Origin of the sequence: Vibrio superstes (genome assembly GCF_003569005.1) — a bacterium.
GTDB lineage: Bacteria > Pseudomonadota > Gammaproteobacteria > Enterobacterales > Vibrionaceae > Vibrio > Vibrio superstes.
This window is the reverse complement of record NZ_BCUR01000004.1, coordinates 311,321-329,771: the sequence shown is the minus strand read 5'-3', so window position 1 is coordinate 329,771 and position 18,451 is coordinate 311,321. Positions and strand designations below refer to the sequence as shown.

The 18,451-nt window shown below is 46.4% G+C and carries 16 protein-coding genes; 7 read left to right on the top strand and 9 right to left on the bottom strand.

What is annotated here, in order from left to right:
• Positions 1–130 precede the first annotated feature (130 nt).
• On the top strand, positions 131–1,102 hold the full coding sequence (gene ispB, locus D5I41_RS09560) for an octaprenyl diphosphate synthase (protein WP_119009597.1): 972 nt from the start codon (positions 131–133) through the stop codon (positions 1,100–1,102).
• 53 nt (positions 1,103–1,155) lie between these two features.
• Here the strand turns inward: ispB and D5I41_RS09555 are convergent, their stop codons facing one another.
• Together D5I41_RS09555 and mdh are read right to left on the bottom strand one after the other, a co-directional pair.
• Complete coding sequence (locus D5I41_RS09555; protein ID WP_119009596.1) at positions 1,156–1,344, bottom strand: hypothetical protein; 189 nt, start codon at positions 1,342–1,344, stop codon at positions 1,156–1,158.
• Positions 1,345–1,461: 117 nt separating this feature from the next.
• Entirely contained in the window at positions 1,462–2,397 is a 936-nt protein-coding gene (gene mdh, locus D5I41_RS09550; protein ID WP_119009595.1) for a malate dehydrogenase, read from the bottom strand.
• Between the two features lie 297 nt (positions 2,398–2,694).
• Between mdh and argR the strand changes: the two genes are divergently transcribed.
• The 4 genes from argR (at position 2,695) to D5I41_RS09530 (ending at position 7,912) form a co-directional block, all read left to right on the top strand.
• Positions 2,695–3,165, top strand: coding sequence for a transcriptional regulator ArgR (gene argR / locus D5I41_RS09545; protein ID WP_017029051.1), 471 nt, complete (start codon positions 2,695–2,697; stop codon positions 3,163–3,165).
• 433 nt (positions 3,166–3,598) lie between these two features.
• On the top strand, positions 3,599–4,567 hold the full coding sequence (locus D5I41_RS09540) for a TAXI family TRAP transporter solute-binding subunit (RefSeq protein ID WP_017242773.1): 969 nt from the start codon (positions 3,599–3,601) through the stop codon (positions 4,565–4,567).
• Between the two features lie 249 nt (positions 4,568–4,816).
• On the top strand, positions 4,817–7,390 hold the full coding sequence (locus D5I41_RS09535; RefSeq protein WP_119009594.1) for a TRAP transporter permease: 2,574 nt from the start codon (positions 4,817–4,819) through the stop codon (positions 7,388–7,390).
• Between the two features lie 72 nt (positions 7,391–7,462).
• The gene (locus D5I41_RS09530; protein WP_119009593.1) at positions 7,463–7,912 is read left to right on the top strand and encodes a universal stress protein; all 450 of its coding nucleotides are present in this window, start codon (positions 7,463–7,465) and stop codon (positions 7,910–7,912) included.
• 42 nt (positions 7,913–7,954) lie between these two features.
• Here D5I41_RS09530 and D5I41_RS09525 read toward each other — a convergent pair whose 3' ends face one another.
• The 3 genes from D5I41_RS09525 to rapA are packed head-to-tail and all read right to left on the bottom strand — an operon-like array spanning position 7,955 to position 12,592.
• Positions 7,955–8,923 (bottom strand): D-2-hydroxyacid dehydrogenase, encoded by a 969-nt coding sequence (locus D5I41_RS09525; RefSeq protein WP_119009592.1) that lies wholly within the window; start codon positions 8,921–8,923, stop codon positions 7,955–7,957.
• 9 nt (positions 8,924–8,932) lie between these two features.
• Positions 8,933–9,670 (bottom strand): bifunctional tRNA pseudouridine(32) synthase/23S rRNA pseudouridine(746) synthase RluA, encoded by a 738-nt coding sequence (gene rluA / locus D5I41_RS09520; RefSeq protein ID WP_119009591.1) that lies wholly within the window; start codon positions 9,668–9,670, stop codon positions 8,933–8,935.
• A 15-nt stretch (positions 9,671–9,685) separates the two neighbouring features.
• On the bottom strand, positions 9,686–12,592 hold the full coding sequence (rapA, locus tag D5I41_RS09515; protein ID WP_119009590.1) for an RNA polymerase-associated protein RapA: 2,907 nt from the start codon (positions 12,590–12,592) through the stop codon (positions 9,686–9,688).
• Positions 12,593–12,890: 298 nt separating this feature from the next.
• Between rapA and D5I41_RS09510 the strand changes: the two genes are divergently transcribed.
• Positions 12,891–14,267 carry a PhoH family protein gene (locus D5I41_RS09510; RefSeq protein WP_119009589.1) on the top strand — a complete coding sequence of 459 codons (1,377 nt, stop codon included), beginning with the start codon at positions 12,891–12,893 and terminating at the stop codon, positions 14,265–14,267.
• Positions 14,268–14,327: 60 nt separating this feature from the next.
• Here D5I41_RS09510 and D5I41_RS09505 read toward each other — a convergent pair whose 3' ends face one another.
• Both D5I41_RS09505 and mpl read right to left on the bottom strand, forming a co-directional pair.
• Positions 14,328–14,957, bottom strand: a complete 630-nt coding sequence (locus D5I41_RS09505) for a flavin prenyltransferase UbiX (RefSeq protein WP_119009588.1) — start codon at positions 14,955–14,957, stop codon at positions 14,328–14,330.
• A 14-nt stretch (positions 14,958–14,971) separates the two neighbouring features.
• Positions 14,972–16,312 (bottom strand): UDP-N-acetylmuramate:L-alanyl-gamma-D-glutamyl-meso-diaminopimelate ligase, encoded by a 1,341-nt coding sequence (gene mpl / locus D5I41_RS09500; RefSeq protein ID WP_119009587.1) that lies wholly within the window; start codon positions 16,310–16,312, stop codon positions 14,972–14,974.
• A 218-nt stretch (positions 16,313–16,530) separates the two neighbouring features.
• On the opposite strand from mpl, the gene fbp reads away from it, so the two are divergent.
• Complete coding sequence (gene fbp, locus D5I41_RS09495; RefSeq protein ID WP_119009586.1) at positions 16,531–17,547, top strand: class 1 fructose-bisphosphatase; 1,017 nt, start codon at positions 16,531–16,533, stop codon at positions 17,545–17,547.
• Here the strand turns inward: fbp and D5I41_RS09490 are convergent.
• Both D5I41_RS09490 and D5I41_RS09485 read right to left on the bottom strand, forming a co-directional pair.
• Positions 17,544–18,065 carry a lipocalin family protein gene (locus D5I41_RS09490; RefSeq protein ID WP_119009585.1) on the bottom strand — a complete coding sequence of 174 codons (522 nt, stop codon included), beginning with the start codon at positions 18,063–18,065 and terminating at the stop codon, positions 17,544–17,546. The genes fbp and D5I41_RS09490 overlap by 4 nt on opposite strands.
• Before the next feature lie 38 nt (positions 18,066–18,103).
• Positions 18,104–18,448, bottom strand: a complete 345-nt coding sequence (locus tag D5I41_RS09485) for a gamma-glutamylcyclotransferase family protein (protein ID WP_119009584.1) — start codon at positions 18,446–18,448, stop codon at positions 18,104–18,106.
• Positions 18,449–18,451: the final 3 nt, after the last annotated feature.

Below are 18,451 nucleotides of genomic sequence, written 5' to 3'. Positions count from 1 at the left end.
AGATAATCGCCACATAAAAGTGCGAGAATGATGCCTTTTACGGGTGTATTTGGCAACGTTTTTTAGTGTAAAATTCAACATTAATTATCATCCCAGCTACTCCCCGTAGCGACTCAAAACCGGAAGTACAATGGACTTTAGCGCTATTCAGGCCCTCAATGCCGACGACATGGTAAAAGTAGACCAAACAATTCACGCTCAGCTGACCTCAGAAGTCGCTCTAATCAATCAATTAGGGCACTACATTGTTAGCGGTGGTGGAAAGCGTTTACGCCCGCTTATCACGCTCTTATCGGCTCGTGCTTTGGGGTATGAAGGTGAAGGGCATATCACCGCTGCTGCGTTCATTGAATTCATTCACACAGCAACGCTGTTGCACGATGACGTGGTTGATGAATCAGATATGCGCCGAGGAAAAGAAACCGCCAACGCCGCTTTTGGTAATGCGGCCAGTGTTTTGGTGGGTGATTACATCTACACCCGCTCTTTCCAAATGATGACAAGCCTAGGATCTTTGAGGATCCTCGAATTGATGAGTGAAGCGGTTAATGTGATTGCTGAAGGTGAAGTTCAGCAATTGATGAACTGCAATGATGCTTCTACAACCGAAGAAAGCTACATGCAGGTGATCTACTCAAAAACCGCACGCTTATTTGAATCAGCTTCGCAAATTGCAGCAATATTAACTAACTCTACTCCAGAGCTAGAAACCGCTATGCAAAATTATGGCCGCCACCTAGGTACAGCGTTTCAGCTTATCGATGATGTATTAGATTACACCGCAGACGGCAAAGAGATGGGTAAAAACGTAGGAGACGACCTTGCAGAAGGAAAGCCTACCCTACCGCTTCTCTACGCCATGCAAAATGGGTCAGACGCACAGCGCGAGATGATTGTTGAAGCAATAGAACACGCCAATGGTATGGAGCGCTTGGACGAGATTATGCAGGTTATGCATGACACCGGCTCTTTGGAGTACACCACTAAGGTCGCTAATGAAGAGGCTGATAAAGCGATTGCAGCTCTGGCTACCTTGCCTGACTCTATTGAAAAAGAAGCTCTTGAAGCGTTAGCACATCTAGCTGTTAAGCGTAACAAATAAGCTAGACACAGAAAAGCCACTCACGAGAGTGGCTCTCAACGGCTTGTTCTACCCTAATAGTATTTGTCGCAGCCTGGATGCAACTGATCATCTTGATTCACTGAGCTTGCTGGCACTGCCCACTGCTCATCATGCAAGCCCTCGACAAGAACCATTTCGTCTCTCTTGTCTACGGCTAAGACTCTCCCTAGCCCTTCTGAAGACTCTACCCACATTCCTGTCGCGATTTTATCCAGTTCCATAGCGCTAGCCTCACTCTTGATGAATACAGACTCTTACGCTGTGCATCTGCGGCAGGATCAAAAAAGCGGATCTAAAGATCCGCTTCCAGTCATTATTACTCGGTTGTCAGAGGCAGCTTATTTAGCGAACTCTTCACCCTTAGCAATATCGCCAGATAGAGTTTCAAGCATGTCATCGAGAGAAGCTCGTTCAAACTCACTTAGCACGCCATAATCCAATACCTCTTCAATGCCTTCTGCACCCAGTTTAACTGGCTGAGCAAAGAAGCGAGTATGTTCACCGCTACCTTCGACATACGCACACTCAACCACGTTAGCTTCGCCTTGTAGGGCACGAACGAGTGACAGACCAAAGCGGCATGCTGCTTGACCCATAGATAATGTTGCACTACCGCCACCCGCTTTCGCTTCAACAACCTCCGTACCTGCGTTTTGGATACGAGTGGTCAATGATGCGATCTCTTCGCTAGTAAATTTAACGCCTTTCACTTGAGACAAGAGCGGAAGAATTGTGACGCCTGAGTGGCCACCGATAACTGGCACATCTAACTTAGTAGGATCTAGACCCTTTAGTTGTCCAACAAAGGTTTCAGAGCGAATAACGTCAAGTGTTGTTACACCGAATAAACGACGCTTATCATAAACGCCGGCTTTTTTCAGTACATCAGCAGCAATAGCAACCGTTGTGTTCACCGGGTTAGTAATGATACCCACACACGCTTTTGGACATACAACGGCAATCTTTTCCGCAAGAGACTTAACAATGCCCGCGTTCACATTAAAGAGATCTGCACGATCCATACCAGGTTTACGAGCAACACCCGCAGAGATCAATACCACGTCAGCTCCCTCTAGAGCCGGAGTTGGATCTTGCCCTGAAAAACCAACGACTGATACTGGAGTAGGGATATGACTAAGATCGGCTGCAACACCAGGAGTAACCGGTGCAATATCGTATAGAGCGAGATCTGAGCCAGCAGGAAGATTATTTTTTAGTAGAAGTGCCAGTGCTTGTCCAATACCACCAGCAGCTCCGATAACAGCGACTTTCATTGTGTTCTCCTTGGGTAAGATAGAGGTAATTGTTGTTTTAGTTCTTATATAGCCTCGAAACTATAATATTTACTTTACCTTTACAAACACGTAACGACACCTTTGCGACCTTACTCACTCATCAAAGCGGCAATTTTAGTATTAAAAGACTCTTCTCACGTATTGGAAAAGTAAGTAACCAGTTTTCATGAGACATCTAACCCATTACTTGGGTATATTACAGTTCTGTGAGACACTAACTAACTTGAGGGTTTCCCCTCATGAGACTAATAAAACCAATAATATGTGGAACAACGAATGCGAAACAGCGAAAAACAGGACCGTTTAGTCCGCGAGTTCAAATCCCTTTTAAAAGAAGAACGTTTCGGCTCGCAAAGCGAGATTGTAGAAGCACTTAAACTTGAAGGCTTTGACAACATAAACCAATCTAAGGTCTCTCGTATGCTGACCAAGTTTGGCGCTGTTCGTACACGAAACGCGAAAATGGAGATGGTTTACTGTTTACCGGCAGAGCTTGGCGTTCCTACGGTATCTAGCTCTTTGCGTGAACTGGTACTGGATATTGACTACAACAATGCATTAGTCGTCATTCATACAGGGCCAGCTGGTGCTCAGCTGATTGCTCGCTTACTCGACTCTCTTGGAAAGTCTGAAGGCATTCTTGGCGTTGTTGCCGGCGATGACACTATTTTCATCACCCCAACTCTTGAAATCAGCACTAAACAACTGTTCGACTCTGTTTGCGAACTCTTTGAATACGCTGGATAAAACCCTCTTTATTTACCTTCACAGCTTAGTTATTAGGCTGTGAAGTCGATCACATCTCATTAAAATTACAATCTATTAACCATTCAATAATAAATCATTGTTTTTAAAGGTTATTTCACGAAATTAACACCTTTAACTCCTCGCATAAGCAACCGATTTTCTATTCTCCATCATCCTGCTCACTCTCTTTCTGCTTATTTTTTGCTATGATGCAGCCACTTTTTCAACGATTTACCTTCTGTAATTGCTGTTATGTTGAACGTTTCTTCTAAAGTCGATCTAAACTAAGAAGATTCGGTTGGATCGAATATTTAACATTACAACAAGTGCTGTTGGCTCAATTGGGATTGAAAAAGATGCCGTTTCCATACAGGAAACTTCAACAGCACATAGAAGGCTGTTGGTATGATCATGGATATAAGGAAGAAACATCATGGCATTTAAGAAAGCGATTAAGCTTGGTGCGATTGCTGCAGCAGTTATGGGCGCAGGCGTAGTTTCAGCGCAAGAGTTCATTACTATTGGTACTGGTTCAGTAACGGGTGTTTACTACCCTACTGGCGGTGCAATCTGTAAGCTTGTTAATAAAGACCGCAATGACCACAATGTACGCTGTTCAGTGGAGTCTACTGGCGGCTCTATCTACAACGTAAACACTATGCGCTCTGGCGAATTAGACTTTGGTATCGTTCAGTCAGATTGGCAGTACCATGGCTACAACGGAACCAGCAAATTCTCTGACCAAGGTCCTTACAAAAAGCTTCGTGCTGTATTCTCTCTTCATACAGAACCTTTTAACATCATTGCACGCGAAGACTCTGGTATTAATAACGTTTCTGATCTAGCTGGCAAGCGTGTCAACATTGGTAACCCTGGTTCTGGTGACCGCGCGACAATGGGCGTAGTCATGGACGCTATGGGTTGGACTAACGACAGCTTCAAACTTGCCTCTGAGCTAAAAGGCTCTGAGCGTTCTCAAGCACTTTGTGATAACAAGATTGATGCCTTTATCTACATGGTTGGTCACCCAAATGGATCAATCAAAGAAGCAACAACCTCTTGTAACGCGAAGCTAGTTCCAGCAACGGGCCCAGAGATCGATAAGATCGTCGCTGATAACCCTTACTATGCATTTAGCACAGTACCTGCTGGCATGTACCGTGGTACCGACCAAGACGTTAACAGCTTCGGTGTAGCAGCAACTATGGTAACGACTTCTGACGTTTCAGACGAAGTAGCTTACACAGTCGCTAAAGCCGTATTTGAAAACTTCGACACCTTTAAACGTCTACACCCAGCATTCTCAAATCTCAAGAAAGAGAACATGGTGAAAGACGGCCTATCTATCCCTCTTCACCCTGGTGCAGAGAAGTACTACAAAGAAGTAGGCCTTATCAAGTAACCCGATAAGATAAGGAGGCTAAAGCCTCCTTACTTTTGTTAGGTGAAAATAGGGGATAGCACAGCATCCCCTTACGTTTACTAGCCAATGTCCCATTCTTGACTGGGGCTTTCTGTTTGCCTCCATTTGGCAACCCCCTCTCTTTATATTGCAATTTATTGGCTAGTATTTGGGCTTGGTCTAAGGTTATTGAGTACCTAAAGGTGCGCGCCTAGCCAACCCTCGCGTCAACAGAATTAGGACACACTAATGACACATTCAACGACTCCCTCTCAAGAGGCACAAGAGATCGTCGCACAAGCAGATACTGGGGCAAGAAACCCTTCCGGTATTCCAGGGCGAATCTTATGGTTTGTGCCACTATGCTGGTCACTGTTTCAGCTTTGGTACGCTTCACCACTGCCGTTCATATTCAATTTCGCTATCCTCAACGATACTGAAGCTCGTTCTATCCATCTCACTTTTGCCATATTTTTAGCCTTTACTGCCTATCCAGCATTAAAGGGCTCACCACGAGATAGAATTCCTGCTGTAGATTGGATATTGGCATTGCTGGGCAGTTTAGCAGCTGGCTACATTTATCTCTTTTATACCCAATTAGCTGAGCGCTCTGGTGCGCCAACCACGATGGATATTGTGGCTTCGGTTATCGGTATGGTCCTGCTTCTAGAAGCAACTCGTCGCGCGCTGGGTCCACCACTGATGGTAGTAGCAGCAGTGTTCCTTCTTTACACCTTTGGTGGCCCTCATATGCCCGATGTCATTGCCCACAAAGGTGCAAGCTTGAACAAGGCTATGTCTCACTTGTGGCTGACTACTGAGGGTGTATTCGGTGTTGCTCTTGGGGTTTCTACTTCTTTTGTATTCTTGTTTGTACTGTTTGGCGCTATGTTAGAAAGAGCCGGTGCCGGTGCTTACTTTATTAAGGTTGCTTTCTCTTTACTGGGTCATATGCGTGGTGGCCCCGCTAAAGCTGCGGTTGTTGCCTCTGGGCTATCTGGCCTAGTATCGGGCTCATCTATCGCCAACGTAGTAACTACTGGTACCTTTACCATCCCGCTGATGAAACGCGTTGGTTTCCCTGGCACTAAAGCAGGGGCAGTTGAGGTTGCTGCTTCCACCAATGGCCAGTTAACCCCTCCTATCATGGGGGCAGCTGCGTTCTTGATGGTTGAATATGTGGGTATATCCTATGTAGAGGTGATTAAAGCCGCTCTATTACCGGCGCTCATCTCTTATGTTGCCCTTATCTATATTGTGCACTTAGAGGCCTGCAAAGCAGGCATGGAAGGCTTACCTCGTCGCCATACGCCTACCAAACTGCAGAGCTTACTTTCTTTCACTGGCACCATCCTTGGCCTGTGCGTGATTAGTGCTGCGGTGTACTACGGTATTGGCTGGACCAAAGACGTATTTGGCGCAGCTGCGACTCCGATTGTGGCTGTGGCATTGCTCATCGCTTATGTTGGGCTTGTGCGGATCTCCTCCCAATATCAAGACCATGCTGAGATGGATCCAGATCTAACAGAGATTCCAGATGTAGGTCCAACCGTTAAATCTGGTCTGCACTTTTTGCTGCCTATAGTAGTGTTGGTTTGGTGTTTGACAGTAGAACGTTTCTCACCGGGTCTATCTGCTTTCTGGGCTACGGTGTTCATGATTTTCATTCTGATCACACAGCGCCCTTTAATGAGCTTTTTTAATAAGGATCATGAAATTGCTAAAGCCGTTAAGATCGGTTTTCATGACTTGCTAGAAGCGCTGGTTTCAGGCGCGCGTAACATGATAGGCATCGGTGTCGCGACAGCGGCGGCAGGCACCGTAGTTGGCGTAGTAACGCTTACTGGTATTGGATTGGTGATGACGGACTTTGTCGAGTTCATCTCCGGCGGTAGCGTCATCATGATGTTGCTGTTTACTGCAGTTATCAGTCTTATCCTAGGTATGGGACTGCCGACCACCGCTAACTATATTGTTGTCTCTACCTTGATGGCTCCGGTTATTGTCACCTTAGGTGCGGCGCACGGACTCATCATCCCTCTGATTGCCGTACACCTGTTTGTGTTTTATTTCGGTATCCTTGCCGATGATACACCACCGGTAGGCTTGGCTGCTTTTGCTGCCGCAGCAATTGCAAAGTCCGACCCTATTCGTACGGGTATCCAAGGCTTTACCTATGACATACGTACGGCCATCCTGCCGTTCATGTTTGTCTTCAACACTCAGCTTCTAATGATGGGAATAGACAGCTGGTGGCACCTGATGCTCACCATACTCTCTGCGACGGCTGCAATGTTGCTGTTTTCTGCCGCAACTCAGGGGTGGTGGTTCACTCGAAATAAATGGTGGGAAACCATTGCCCTGCTCGTGCTGACCTTTACCTTCTTCCGTCCCGGCTTTTGGTGGGATCAAATTTATCCCGCTCAATTGGAAGTTCCTGCGACTGAAATATCCACCGTTGTTGAGCAAATGCCAATAGGCAAGGCTCTGCAAATGGTTGTAGAGGGTGAAAACCTTGAAGGTAAGTTCATCAGTAAAACCGTTAGATTGCCGTTTGATGACAATACTAGCACCGCAGAGGACCGTATTTCTTCAATGGGATTAATGCTCTCTCAAAATGACGATAACGTGATTGTGGATATGGTGGAATTCGGTAGCCCAGCAGAAGCTGCAGGCATAGATTTTGACTGGGAAATCAAACACATCATTCAAAAGGCAGAGCGACCAATGAAGGAGTGGGTGTTCCTTCCTGCATTGATTTTAGTGTTACTAATGGCGCTAAATCAAAAACGACGTCGAGCTAGAGAGTCTATCAACGCATAGTTTGATTTCGCTCAATGCCCCATGGTCTACACTATGGGGCAATAGCATGACAAAAATTCAAGAGCGTTTTCCATGTACAAACAGATCTTAGTCCCCGTTGACCTGAACGAGAAAGGCTTCAGTGATAAAGCCCTAAAGGCTGCCATTTGGCATGCCAAGCAAAGCAATGCACAACTGCACCTTCTGAACGTATTACCAGGGATTCACATGTCCATGGTGGCAACCTACTTCCCTAAGGATGCAGTTCGAGACATGAAGAAAGATGTGGAAGCTCAACTTCGTAGCTTCGCAGATAGCTTTGTAGACCCTGAACTGGTCTATCAGGTGCACATCGCAGAAGGTAAGCCTTACGCTACCATTATCGATTATGCAGAGAAACTCGGCGCTGACTTAATTGTTATGCCAAGTCACAAGCGCTCTCGAATAGATAATGTTGTTTTGGGCTCAGTGGCGAGTAAGGTCGTACATAACTCACCTGTCAACGTGCTAGTGATTAAGCCACAAGGCTACGACAACGTATAAATGCAAAACGGTCACCTATTTGGGTGACCGTTTTTATTTGCATTAAACAACCCTATTTGAGTGCTTTCCTGCCACAAAATCATCGATATTATTCAGTAAAATATCGACCAGACTTTGCAATGCAGAGTCACTGCCCCAAGCAACGTGCGGGGTAAGCAATAGGTTCGGTAGCGACATATTGGCAAGCAAAGGGTTGGATGTATCGGCAGGCTCTTGAGTAAACACATCGACTCCCGCACCCGCAATATCACCCGATTTAAGGGCTTCTACCAGATGAGTTTCATCCACTAAGCCACCCCTGCCCGTGTTAATCAAAACCGAGGTCGACTTCATTAGAGCAAGCTCGTCACGAGCGATCAGATGGGTTGTACTCTGGGTTAGTGGGCAATGCAAGGTCACAATATCTGCCTGCTGTAGAGCCTCTTCAAAGCTAACATAGCCCTCTCTCACCTGCGTCGCACCTTTGCGTTCAACGAAGATGGGCTTCATGCTAAGAGCACTAGCAAGAGTCGCTACCGCTTGCCCTAAGCTACCACTGCCAATAATCGCTATCGTAGACCCTGCTACATCCGATATCGGGTGTGTGAAGAAACAAAACTGTTTATCTTTTTGCCACACACCTTTCTCTATATCTTGATGATAAGCAAACAAGTTACGCTTCAAAGCAAAGATCATCCCGATCACATGCTCGGGTACAGATCGAGTGGCATACCCTTGAATATTACATACCGCTATTTGATTCTCAGCACAATAATCCAAATCAATAGTGTTGGTTCCAGTGGCCGAGACCGCAATCAACTTAATATCAGGAAACTGCCTTAACGTTTCCCCGCTTAGCACAACCTTATTACTAATGACAATCTCAGCTCCAACCAAGCGCTCTTCTAACTGCTCAGGAGAGGTAAAATCATACTCCACCCACTGATGAGGAAAGCTCAATTCACGAAATAAAGCGTGTGCTGGAATAGTCGCCTTATCTAAAAAGACAACCTTAGGTAACGATTGTGGCATGCGTAATCCTTAATGCTTGGGCAAGGTTTTATAATCGGGTAACTCAGGCTCCGCAGAGTAGAGTTTCAATACTAAAGGTTCTGCCTCAGGATAAAAGTCGCATGGCACAAACATACTGACTAATTTGCCATCTTTTGGGTGATAAAAGCTCAGTTCCGTAGAGTGCAGTTGCAAGCGTTCAGAGTAAGCCCTTGCCTCTCCTTCAGAATAAAACTCATCACCGACAATGGAGTGCCCCATTTCATTCATATGTACACGCAGTTGGTGTGATCGTCCGGTAATAGGCAAAAGGCGCACAATGCAGGTCTTCTCTTCCTGCTCTACCTTTTGATAATCCGTTCTTGAAGGTTTGCCATCGTGGGTGCATACCTTTTGTCTAGGTCTGTTTGGCCAATCGCAGATCAGAGGGAGATCGACGATCCCCTCTTTCTCCTCAAGCTCACCCCAAACTCGCGCATAATACACCTTGTGCGTTAAGCGATATTGAAATTGCTTTTTAAGGTGACGCTCGGCCTCTTTGTTGAGGGCAAATAACATTAAGCCAGAAGTGGCCATGTCCAAGCGATGCACCACTTGGATCTCAGGATACTCCTCGACAAGACGACTCCATAGACTATCGTAGTGGCGCTCTTCCCTACCAGGAACAGACAACAAGCCAGCAGGCTTATTGGCCACCAAGATGTGCTCATCTTGATAAATGATATCTATCCACGGGTCTACTGGAGGATGGTACTCAGTCATGGCCATATGTTCACTCCAGTGTTAGTTATGGGAAACAACGATCAAGCGTAATGAATCTAATTGAATCTGCGCTTGAGAAATAAAGCCACCGAGCTCGCTAATTTGCTCTTCGATTGCCGATACTTCCTCGTCTCGAATGTTAGGGTTAACCGCTTTAAGGGCAAGTAGACGTTCTAGCTCAGCACTTAAGCTCGCTTGCATTTCAGCCTTAGCTTGTTGCTTAACTTGCTCATGCTTTGGCAATACTTTCTCATCACCCTTAGCAATCAAGGCCTGAACCTGCGTTTGAACAGAGGTAACTAACTTGCTGGCCATATGACGATTAATCGGGCTCAACTGGCGATTAAAGCTATCAAACTCAACCTGCTCAGAGAGATCGTTGCCTTTACCGTCTAGCATCAAGCGAATTGGCGTTTGCGGTAAGAAGCGGGAAATACCACTGCGTTTAGGCGCTTGTGCATCGACCAGATACACCAACTCTAAAAGCATAGTACCCACTGGCAAGGCTTTGTTTTTTAATAAAGAAACCGCTGACGCCCCCACTCCTTCACTCAGCAGTAAATCAATACCGCCTTGAATCATTGGGTGCTCCCAAGACATGAAGTTCATATCTTCGCGGGAAAGCGCCGTATCACGATCAAAGGTGATGGTTGCACCATCATATGGAAGCCCTGGATAACTCGGCACTAGCATGTGCTCAGAAGGAGTTACGACCAGTGCATTCTCTCCTTTATCGTCTTGGTTTAGCCCAATACAATCAAATAGGCTAAGGGCAAAACTAACGAACTGGGTATCATTGTCTTTAGAGGCAATTTCATGAACCAAGTCCTGCGCTCGCTCACCGCCATTAGAGTGCATCTCTAATAGTCGGTCACGGCCTTGCTCTAAATCTTGTTTAAGCTGTTGGTTAATCTTTGCCGATTGAGCAATCACATCTGGAAGCGCTGAGCTATCACCAGTCGCGATCATCTCCGTTAACTCATAAGAGAACTTCTCATACACAGTACGACCCGTTGGGCAGGTTTCAGCAAAGGCGTTAAGGCCTTCATTGTACCAATGCGCCAGCACGCCTTGAGAGCTGCCCTCTAAGTAAGGTACGAATACATCAATATCAGAATTCTGACCAATACGATCCAAGCGACCAATACGCTGCTCTAGTAAGTCTGGGTTAAATGGCAGGTCAAACATCACTAACTGATTAGCAAACTGGAAGTTACGTCCCTCTGAGCCAATCTCTGAACAGATCAGTACTTGCGCGCCGCCCTCTTCTTGAGCAAAGTAAGCGGCCGCTTTATCACGCTCTATAATCGACATGCCTTCATGGAACACAGTAGCTCGAATGCCTTCACGCTCACGCAATGCTTGTTCAAGTTGCAATGCTGTCGTGGCTCTTGATGCAATAACCAGTACCTTTTCAGAGCGCTTTTCTTTCACCTTCTCGATCAGCCAATCTACTCGGCTATCAAATTGCCACCACGAGCCAGTATCTCCTAGCTCTTGGAAGACCTCTTCAGGGTAAAGCATGATGCCTGCTTGTTTTTCTATTGGCAGGTCAACATTGAACATCTTTGACACTTTAATAGCGCGGGCGTATTGCTCTGGCAAAGGCATAGGGAGCAGGTGCACTCGGCGTTCAGGGAATCCCTTAATCGCAGCACGAGTATTTCGGAACAACACCCGTCCCGTACCATGGCGATCCATCAGGTTATCAATCAGCTCTTGTCTTGCCGATGCCTGCTGTTCAGGGTGCTGCTCATCAGAGATAGCCTTAAATATTGGCTCTACGTCTTGCTCGGATAACAGCTCTGTAATTTGATTCTTAGCATCATTAGGTAGCGCTTGACCTGAAAGCAACTGGCTTACGGCCTCTGCCACAGGAGCGTAATTTTCTTCTTCACTAACAAAGGCCTGGTAATCATAGAAGCGGTCTGGATCTAATAGGCGTAGCCTCGCAAAGTGGCTTTCACGACCTAATTGCTCTGGCGTTGCGGTTAGCAGCAGTACAGCAGGAATCTTTGATGCTAGCGATTCGACAGCCATATACTCAGGGCTTGGCGCCTCAAGACTCCACTCAAGGTGATGAGCCTCATCGACAACCAACAAGTCCCACTCGGCTTCTAACGCCTGTTGATGGCGCTTAGGGCTGCTCTTAAGGAAATCCAGCGAGCAAAGCACCAACTGCTGTGTATCAAATGGGTTGGCTGCTTCTGCAAAAGCCTCAACACAGCGCTCTTCGTCAAATACAGAGAAATGCAAGTTGAAGCGACGCATCATTTCCACCAGCCATTGATGTGTCAGCGTCTCAGGCACCACGATAAGAATTCGTTCAGCACGACCCGCCAGTACTTGCTGATGGATGATCATGCCGGCTTCAATGGTTTTACCTAGACCTACTTCATCGGCCAGTAAAACACGCGGTGCGTATCGACGCCCGACTTCTTGAGCAATGAACAGCTGATGAGGAATCAAACCAGCACGCATACCCGTCAACCCTCGAAGTGGGCTTCTATGCTGCTGGTATTGGTTATTCAAAGCCTGATAACGCAATACAAAATTGTCCATGCGGTCAATTTGTCCGGTAAACAGCTTGTCTTGTGGCTTGTTGAAACGGATCTGGTGACTTAGGAAAATCTCTCGAAGCTCCACGCCTTGCTCACCGGTATCTTCACGCGTGCCTACGTAGCAAAGCACCTCTTTCTCTTCAATGACCTGTTCAACGTTCAGTGACCAGCCTTCATGCGCTTCGATGGTATCGCCAGCAGCAAAGGTAACACGAGTAATCGGGGCATCACTGATAGCATACAGTCGCTCTTCTTCTGAGGCGGCAAACATCAAGGTTACCGTTCTCGCATCAATGGCAACTATCGTTCCAAGACCTAAATCACTCTCTGTATCACTAATCCAACGTTGACCAATCGCAAATGCCATTCAGCTAAAACCCTTTTATAAATTTGACTCTAACAATAGTAGAAGAAAACCGAGCAGATCTGGCTAAGTTTCCTATCAGAAAAAGGGCGCCATCATAGTACATCGATGCAAGGGGGGCACGTAAAACCTTAATTTCACTGGATATAAATTATGCAATCAAACTGTCAAACAAATGAAACCAAACTACACTCAAAATAGAAGAGGTATTCGATATCTAACTGGACTCTCTTCACCAGTCTACAAACTGGGTTTTGAGATCGCTTGGATACACAACGTCAGATAAGCAAAGGAGACGCTTATGGGTGATAGCGAACGCAAGATTTTCGTACTCGACACCAACATCCTACTTCACGAACCACACGCCATTTTTTCCTTTCAAGAACACGACGTCGTCATTCCCATGACGGTGTTAGAAGAACTAGACCGAATCAAAGACAGCAAACGAGATGTAGCTCGTGATGCGCGCGTTGCGATTCGTACTCTGGAGGATTTATTTCGCGAAGCGACTCCCGATCAGATATCTGAGGGTATCCGTTTTAACAATGACTCAAAATCGACAGGCACGCTTTCGATACTGGCTGATTTTGAACTGCAAGAAACGGTAAGAGCCTTCGCGGATAAGGCGGGGGATAATCGAATACTCAATGCCGTTATCTACCTACAAAACAAACGCTCACCACGTGATGTAGTGCTCGTCACCAAAGACATCAATATGCGGCTACGCGCCAAAGGTGCAGGCGTCCGGCACGTAGAGGACTATCGCACCGACCAACTCATTGACGACGTGCAGTACCTGACCAAAGGATTTGTTCAATATGAAGGCACATTTTGGGACAAAATAAGCGAAGTCAACTCAATCGCCCTAGCCGGAAAAACCCACCACCTAATTAGCCAATCCAGTATCGAACAGCCCTACATAAACCAATACATTTTAGATTCTGACAGCGACTTTGCCGCCCGTGTAACCGAGATAGACTCGGAGTCAGTCACTCTAAAAGATCTAAGTCGAGACAAGATCATGAGTCGTCGCGCTTGGGATATTAGACCGAAGAATGTGTATCAAGGGATGGCACTCGATGCTCTCATGGATCCTGATATCGACTTGGTGATATTAACGGGTGCAGCAGGCAGTGGTAAAACCTTGCTAGCCATGGCCGCCGCTCTTGAACAAAGCGTTGAACAAAACATGTTCGATAAGATCATCGTGACTCGCAATACTCCGGAGATCGGAGAATCCATCGGTTTCTTACCTGGTAACGAGGAAGAAAAAATGTTGCCTTGGCTTGCTGCAGTCACCGATACCCTAGAGGCCCTACACAAGAACGACCATTGTACGGAAGGGTCACTGCGTTATATTTGCGAGAAGGCCAACATTCAGTTTAAATCTATTAACTTTATGCGCGGACGCTCCATTCAAAACGCTTTTGTTTTATTGGATGAGTGCCAAAACCTTACTGCTTCGCAGATCAAGACCATTATTACTCGCTGTGGTGAGGGCACTAAGATTGTCTGCTCTGGTAACCTTGCACAGATAGACTCCGCTTATTTGACCCCTGTTACTTCAGGCTTAACCTACATGGTGGAGCGCTTCAAGAATTTTGAAGGCTCGGCAAACATTCACCTCAACGGTGTTGTGCGAAGCCGACTAGCAGAATTTGCCGAGGAGAATCTTTAATTCACAGGAGTATAGAAAGAGTAACGCCAGCTTATCGCAGGCGTTACTCTTTTGAACCCATTACTCACGCCTATCGTAGCCCCAGGGCTGAACCAAATCTTGGTTCACACCGATATGGTCGAGTACTCGTGCCACCATGAAGTTAACCAGATCTTCAATAGACTGCGGTTGATGATAAAAGCCCGGTGCAGCTGGCATAATCGTCGCCCCTATCTTGGACAGCTTAAGCATATTCTCTAGGTGTAACGTTGAGAATGGTGTCTCACGCACCACCAAGATCAACTGACCACGCTCTTTAAGCACCACGTCTGCAGCGCGCTCAATAAGATTGTCAGAGATACCATGAGCAATCGAGGCAAGGCTTCCTGCAGAGCAAGGACACACGATCATCTGCTTAGGCGCGGCTGAACCTGATGCCACTGGAGAGAACCAGTCTTCTTTACCACACACCACCAGCTTGGTGTCATCACAACCCAAATGCTTCACCAGTGCTGCTTTAATAGCATCAGGACCGCTAGGAAGCTTAAGATTATGCTCAGTGGCTAACACTACACGGGCCGCAGAAGAGACAAGAAAGAAAACCTTATAATCCGCCTCTAGCAGTTTCTTGAGCAATGCTAGGCCGTAAGGAGCCCCAGAGGCTCCAGTCATCGCCAGTGTGATGCTTTTTTGTTGTTGGTTACGCTGCATTAATGTTCCGCTACCTATAGTGCTTGTAGAAGCTTAGTATGGATTCCCTCAAAGCCACCATTGCTCATGACCAATATATGATCGCCGGGTCTCGTCTCTTCGACTAAAGATTTGACAATATCATCCACTGAGTTAGATGCTTGCGCTGGCTGAGAGCACTGCTGTGCAATATCCTCCACTGACCATTCTATGCTGTCAGGCTGATAAAGAAATACCTTATCAGCCAAGCCTAGGGACGCCGCAAGAGTATCTTTGTGAACACCCATCTTCATAGTGCTTGATCTTGGCTCTAGCACCGCAAATATTCTTTGCTCTCCGACTTTATTACGCAAACCATCTAAGGTGAGTTCAACCGCTGTTGGGTGATGGGCAAAGTCATCGTAAACGGTGATACCATTAACTTCCCCTTTCAGTTCTAAGCGACGCTTGGTATTAATAAATCGGCCCAAAGACTCGCAAGCCAAATCAGGAACAACGCCCACGTGTCTCGCCGCCGCTATTGCCATCAAGGCGTTATTTACATTGTGGTCGCCTACTAGGTCCCACTTCACCTCACCGACTTTCTGTTGCTTCAAATGCACCTCAAAGTGGCTACCGTCTGCTTTTTGTTTTTTCACTTGCCAGTCTTTGCTGGAGAATTCGGTTTCACTCCAGCATCCGCGCGACAGCACATCACTCAAGGCTTCATCGTCGGCAGGAGATAAAATGCGCCCGTTACTCGGAACGGTTCTGACTAAATGATGAAACTGGCGCTTGATGGCTTCTAGGTCATCAAAGATATCTGCGTGGTCAAACTCGAGATTATTCATCACTAGAGTACGAGGGTGGTAATGAACAAACTTAGAGCGCTTGTCAAAAAAGGCACTGTCGTATTCGTCAGCCTCTACCACAAAAAACATACTGCCGCCGAGGCGAGCAGATTGTTCAAAGTTGCCCAGCACACCGCCCACAAGAAACCCTGGCTCATAGCCACAGTCTTCCAATATCCAAGCCAGCATACTTGAAGTGGTCGTTTTACCATGAGTGCCCGCCACAGCCAGCACCCAGCGATCGTGTAAAAGGAATTCTTGTAACCACTGCGGGCCTGAGGTGTATTTAAGATTGTTGTCCAACACATATTCAACGCAAGGGTTACCGCGACTCATTGCATTACCGATAACCACTAGATCTGGACGAGGCTCCAGTTGCTCTGGGTCGTAGCCTTGGATTATCTCAACCCCTTCCGACTCAAGCAGTGTGCTCATTGGAGGATAAACATTTGCATCACTCCCCGTCACTTTGTGACCAAGCTGCTTTGCTAGTACTGCAGCGCCACCCATAAAGGTGCCGCAAATTCCGAGTATATGAATATGCATAAAGTTTCCATTTGCTTTGAGAGGTGGCTCTATCCCAAGGTGAGCCAATAAGCCTTATACTTGATTCTAACCAGATTCTGGACACTAACCCATAGCATTGCGAGTGATGAAAGTCAGAAAACTGTGAAATAGATCAGTTACTTCGCGTGTCGTAATATGTTTTGTGCTGTATATTTGGCTAAAAAAAGAACTTGTCATACAAATAAACGGAACCCCCCATGTCCAATTTAAGAACGTTAGGTGAATTTATTATCGAGAAGCAGCATGACTTCCCCCATGCTAGCGGTGATCTCTCGTCTCTGTTGTCGTCAATTAATCTGGCGGCTAAAGTGGTACACCGTGAAATCAACAAGGCAGGCCTTGTTGATATTACAGGTGCAGCCGGTGCAGAAAACATTCAAGGCGAAGCACAACAAAAACTGGATGTATTAGCAAACGATACCTTCAAAGCTGCTCTTGAAAACCGTGACCAAGTTTGTGGTATTGCGAGTGAAGAAGAAGACGACTTCGTTTCTTTCGACAGTGAGATAAACAAACAAGCAAAATACGTGGTATTGATGGATCCTCTAGATGGTTCTAGCAACATCGATGTAAACGTATCTGTAGGTACTATCTTCTCTATCTACCGTCGCTTATCTCCGATTGGTGGCCCAACAGAAGCTCGTGATTTCCTACAACCAGGTACAGAGCAAGTAGCCTCTGGTTACGTGATCTATGGTTCTTCAACCATGCTAGTTTACACAACGGGTAAAGGCGTTCACGGCTTCACTTACGATCCGTCTATCGGTTCTTTCTGTCTGTCGCACGAAGACATGCGTATTCCTAAGCAGGGCTTTATCTACTCTATCAACGAGGGTAACTACATTAACTTCCCTGCGGGAGTGAAGAAGTACATCAAATACTGTCAGGAAGAAGATGAAGCAGGTAAGCGCCCTTACACGTCTCGCTACATTGGTTCTTTGGTATCAGATTTCCACCGTAACCTACTGTTAGGTGGTATCTTCCTTTACCCTAGCACCCGCGCTTACCCAACCGGCAAACTGCGTCTTCTTTATGAGTGCAACCCAATCGCTTTCCTAGCAGAGCAAGCTGGTGGTGAAGCTACCGATGGCGAGCGTCGCATTATGGAGATCAAGCCTGAAGAATTGCACCAACGTGTTCCATTCTTCGCAGGCTCGACCGACATGGTAGAAACCTTGCACGGTTTCATGCGCGATAATCCTGACCAGTACTAATCTGCCGTCTGTTCGACCCAGATTAATTCGCTAGTATCAAAGCCAAGCTCTTTAGCTTGGCTTTTAAATTTCTGCTTTATGTCATCGCTTATCTGCGGCGTTCTCGAAAGTAGCCAAAGGTAGGAATGATTTGGTCCAGAGACAAAGGCATAATCATAGTTTTGCTTTTCTAAGTCAAAGACGATGTAGGAGCCGTAAAAAGGTCCAAAGAAGGAAACCTTCAAATATCCCAAGTCTTCAGACTCAACGAAATAGGCCTTACCCTCAGCACTGTTCCACTCTTTGTCTTCTGTGGAATAGCCACTGTTTAACACTTTAACGCCGCCATCTTCGCGCATCGAGTATTCCGCGGAGACTTGATTCATGCCCCGCTCAAAGGAATGATCAAGACGAGCGATCTCATACCACTTGCCAAGATACCTTTCTAACTCAAAGTTGTTTACCGGAGTGATCTGATCCGGTTTACCCACACAGCCCCATAGCAACACGCAACTCAACGCCGTTAACATCCATTTCATGCATACTTCCTTGTTTAATATGATTAGAGCCTATTGGCCTAATTACGTAAGTTCCAATCTCCTGACTCTATCGCTTTGCCTGATTCAGTTCCTTGGTAAATATAGATCCATGCCTCACCGAAGGGAGTATCGATGGTTTCTCTTCTGTACTCAATTGGCACATCTTCAAAAATATCCAGCTTGGCAAGCACCTCATCACTGATCCTATAGACCTCTCCGGTGATGACCTCGTGGCCCTCAACAATGCCTGGTAGCGTGCTGAAGTCATAAAGTGCGTACTGTGGTGGCGTCTCAAACACGCCTAGCAACTCACTTCCTTGTAGAAGGTAATGATTCGCTTCATCTCGTCTCAAGGTTCCATAAACAAAAACTAAATGCTGCATACC

Bases quoted from the DNA above. Each gene is read 5' to 3' on its own strand.
- argR (WP_017029051.1), top strand. From the start codon at position 2,695: ATGCGAAACAGCGAAAAACAGGACCGTTTAGTCCGCGAGTTCAAATCC.
- D5I41_RS09510 (WP_119009589.1), top strand. From the start codon at position 12,891: ATGGGTGATAGCGAACGCAAGATTTTCGTACTCGACACCAACATCCTA.
- ispB (WP_119009597.1), top strand. From the start codon at position 131: ATGGACTTTAGCGCTATTCAGGCCCTCAATGCCGACGACATGGTAAAA.
- fbp (WP_119009586.1), top strand. From the start codon at position 16,531: ATGTCCAATTTAAGAACGTTAGGTGAATTTATTATCGAGAAGCAGCAT.
- D5I41_RS09505 (WP_119009588.1), bottom strand. From the start codon at position 14,957: ATGCAGCGTAACCAACAACAAAAAAGCATCACACTGGCGATGACTGGA.
- mdh (WP_119009595.1), bottom strand. From the start codon at position 2,397: ATGAAAGTCGCTGTTATCGGAGCTGCTGGTGGTATTGGACAAGCACTG.
- D5I41_RS09490 (WP_119009585.1), bottom strand. From the start codon at position 18,065: ATGAAATGGATGTTAACGGCGTTGAGTTGCGTGTTGCTATGGGGCTGT.
- mpl (WP_119009587.1), bottom strand. From the start codon at position 16,312: ATGCATATTCATATACTCGGAATTTGCGGCACCTTTATGGGTGGCGCT.
- D5I41_RS09485 (WP_119009584.1), bottom strand. From the start codon at position 18,448: ATGCAGCATTTAGTTTTTGTTTATGGAACCTTGAGACGAGATGAAGCG.
- D5I41_RS09535 (WP_119009594.1), top strand. From the start codon at position 4,817: ATGACACATTCAACGACTCCCTCTCAAGAGGCACAAGAGATCGTCGCA.
- rapA (WP_119009590.1), bottom strand. From the start codon at position 12,592: ATGGCATTTGCGATTGGTCAACGTTGGATTAGTGATACAGAGAGTGAT.
- D5I41_RS09525 (WP_119009592.1), bottom strand. From the start codon at position 8,923: ATGCCACAATCGTTACCTAAGGTTGTCTTTTTAGATAAGGCGACTATT.
- D5I41_RS09555 (WP_119009596.1), bottom strand. From the start codon at position 1,344: ATGGAACTGGATAAAATCGCGACAGGAATGTGGGTAGAGTCTTCAGAA.
- D5I41_RS09540 (WP_017242773.1), top strand. From the start codon at position 3,599: ATGGCATTTAAGAAAGCGATTAAGCTTGGTGCGATTGCTGCAGCAGTT.
- rluA (WP_119009591.1), bottom strand. From the start codon at position 9,670: ATGGCCATGACTGAGTACCATCCTCCAGTAGACCCGTGGATAGATATC.
- D5I41_RS09530 (WP_119009593.1), top strand. From the start codon at position 7,463: ATGTACAAACAGATCTTAGTCCCCGTTGACCTGAACGAGAAAGGCTTC.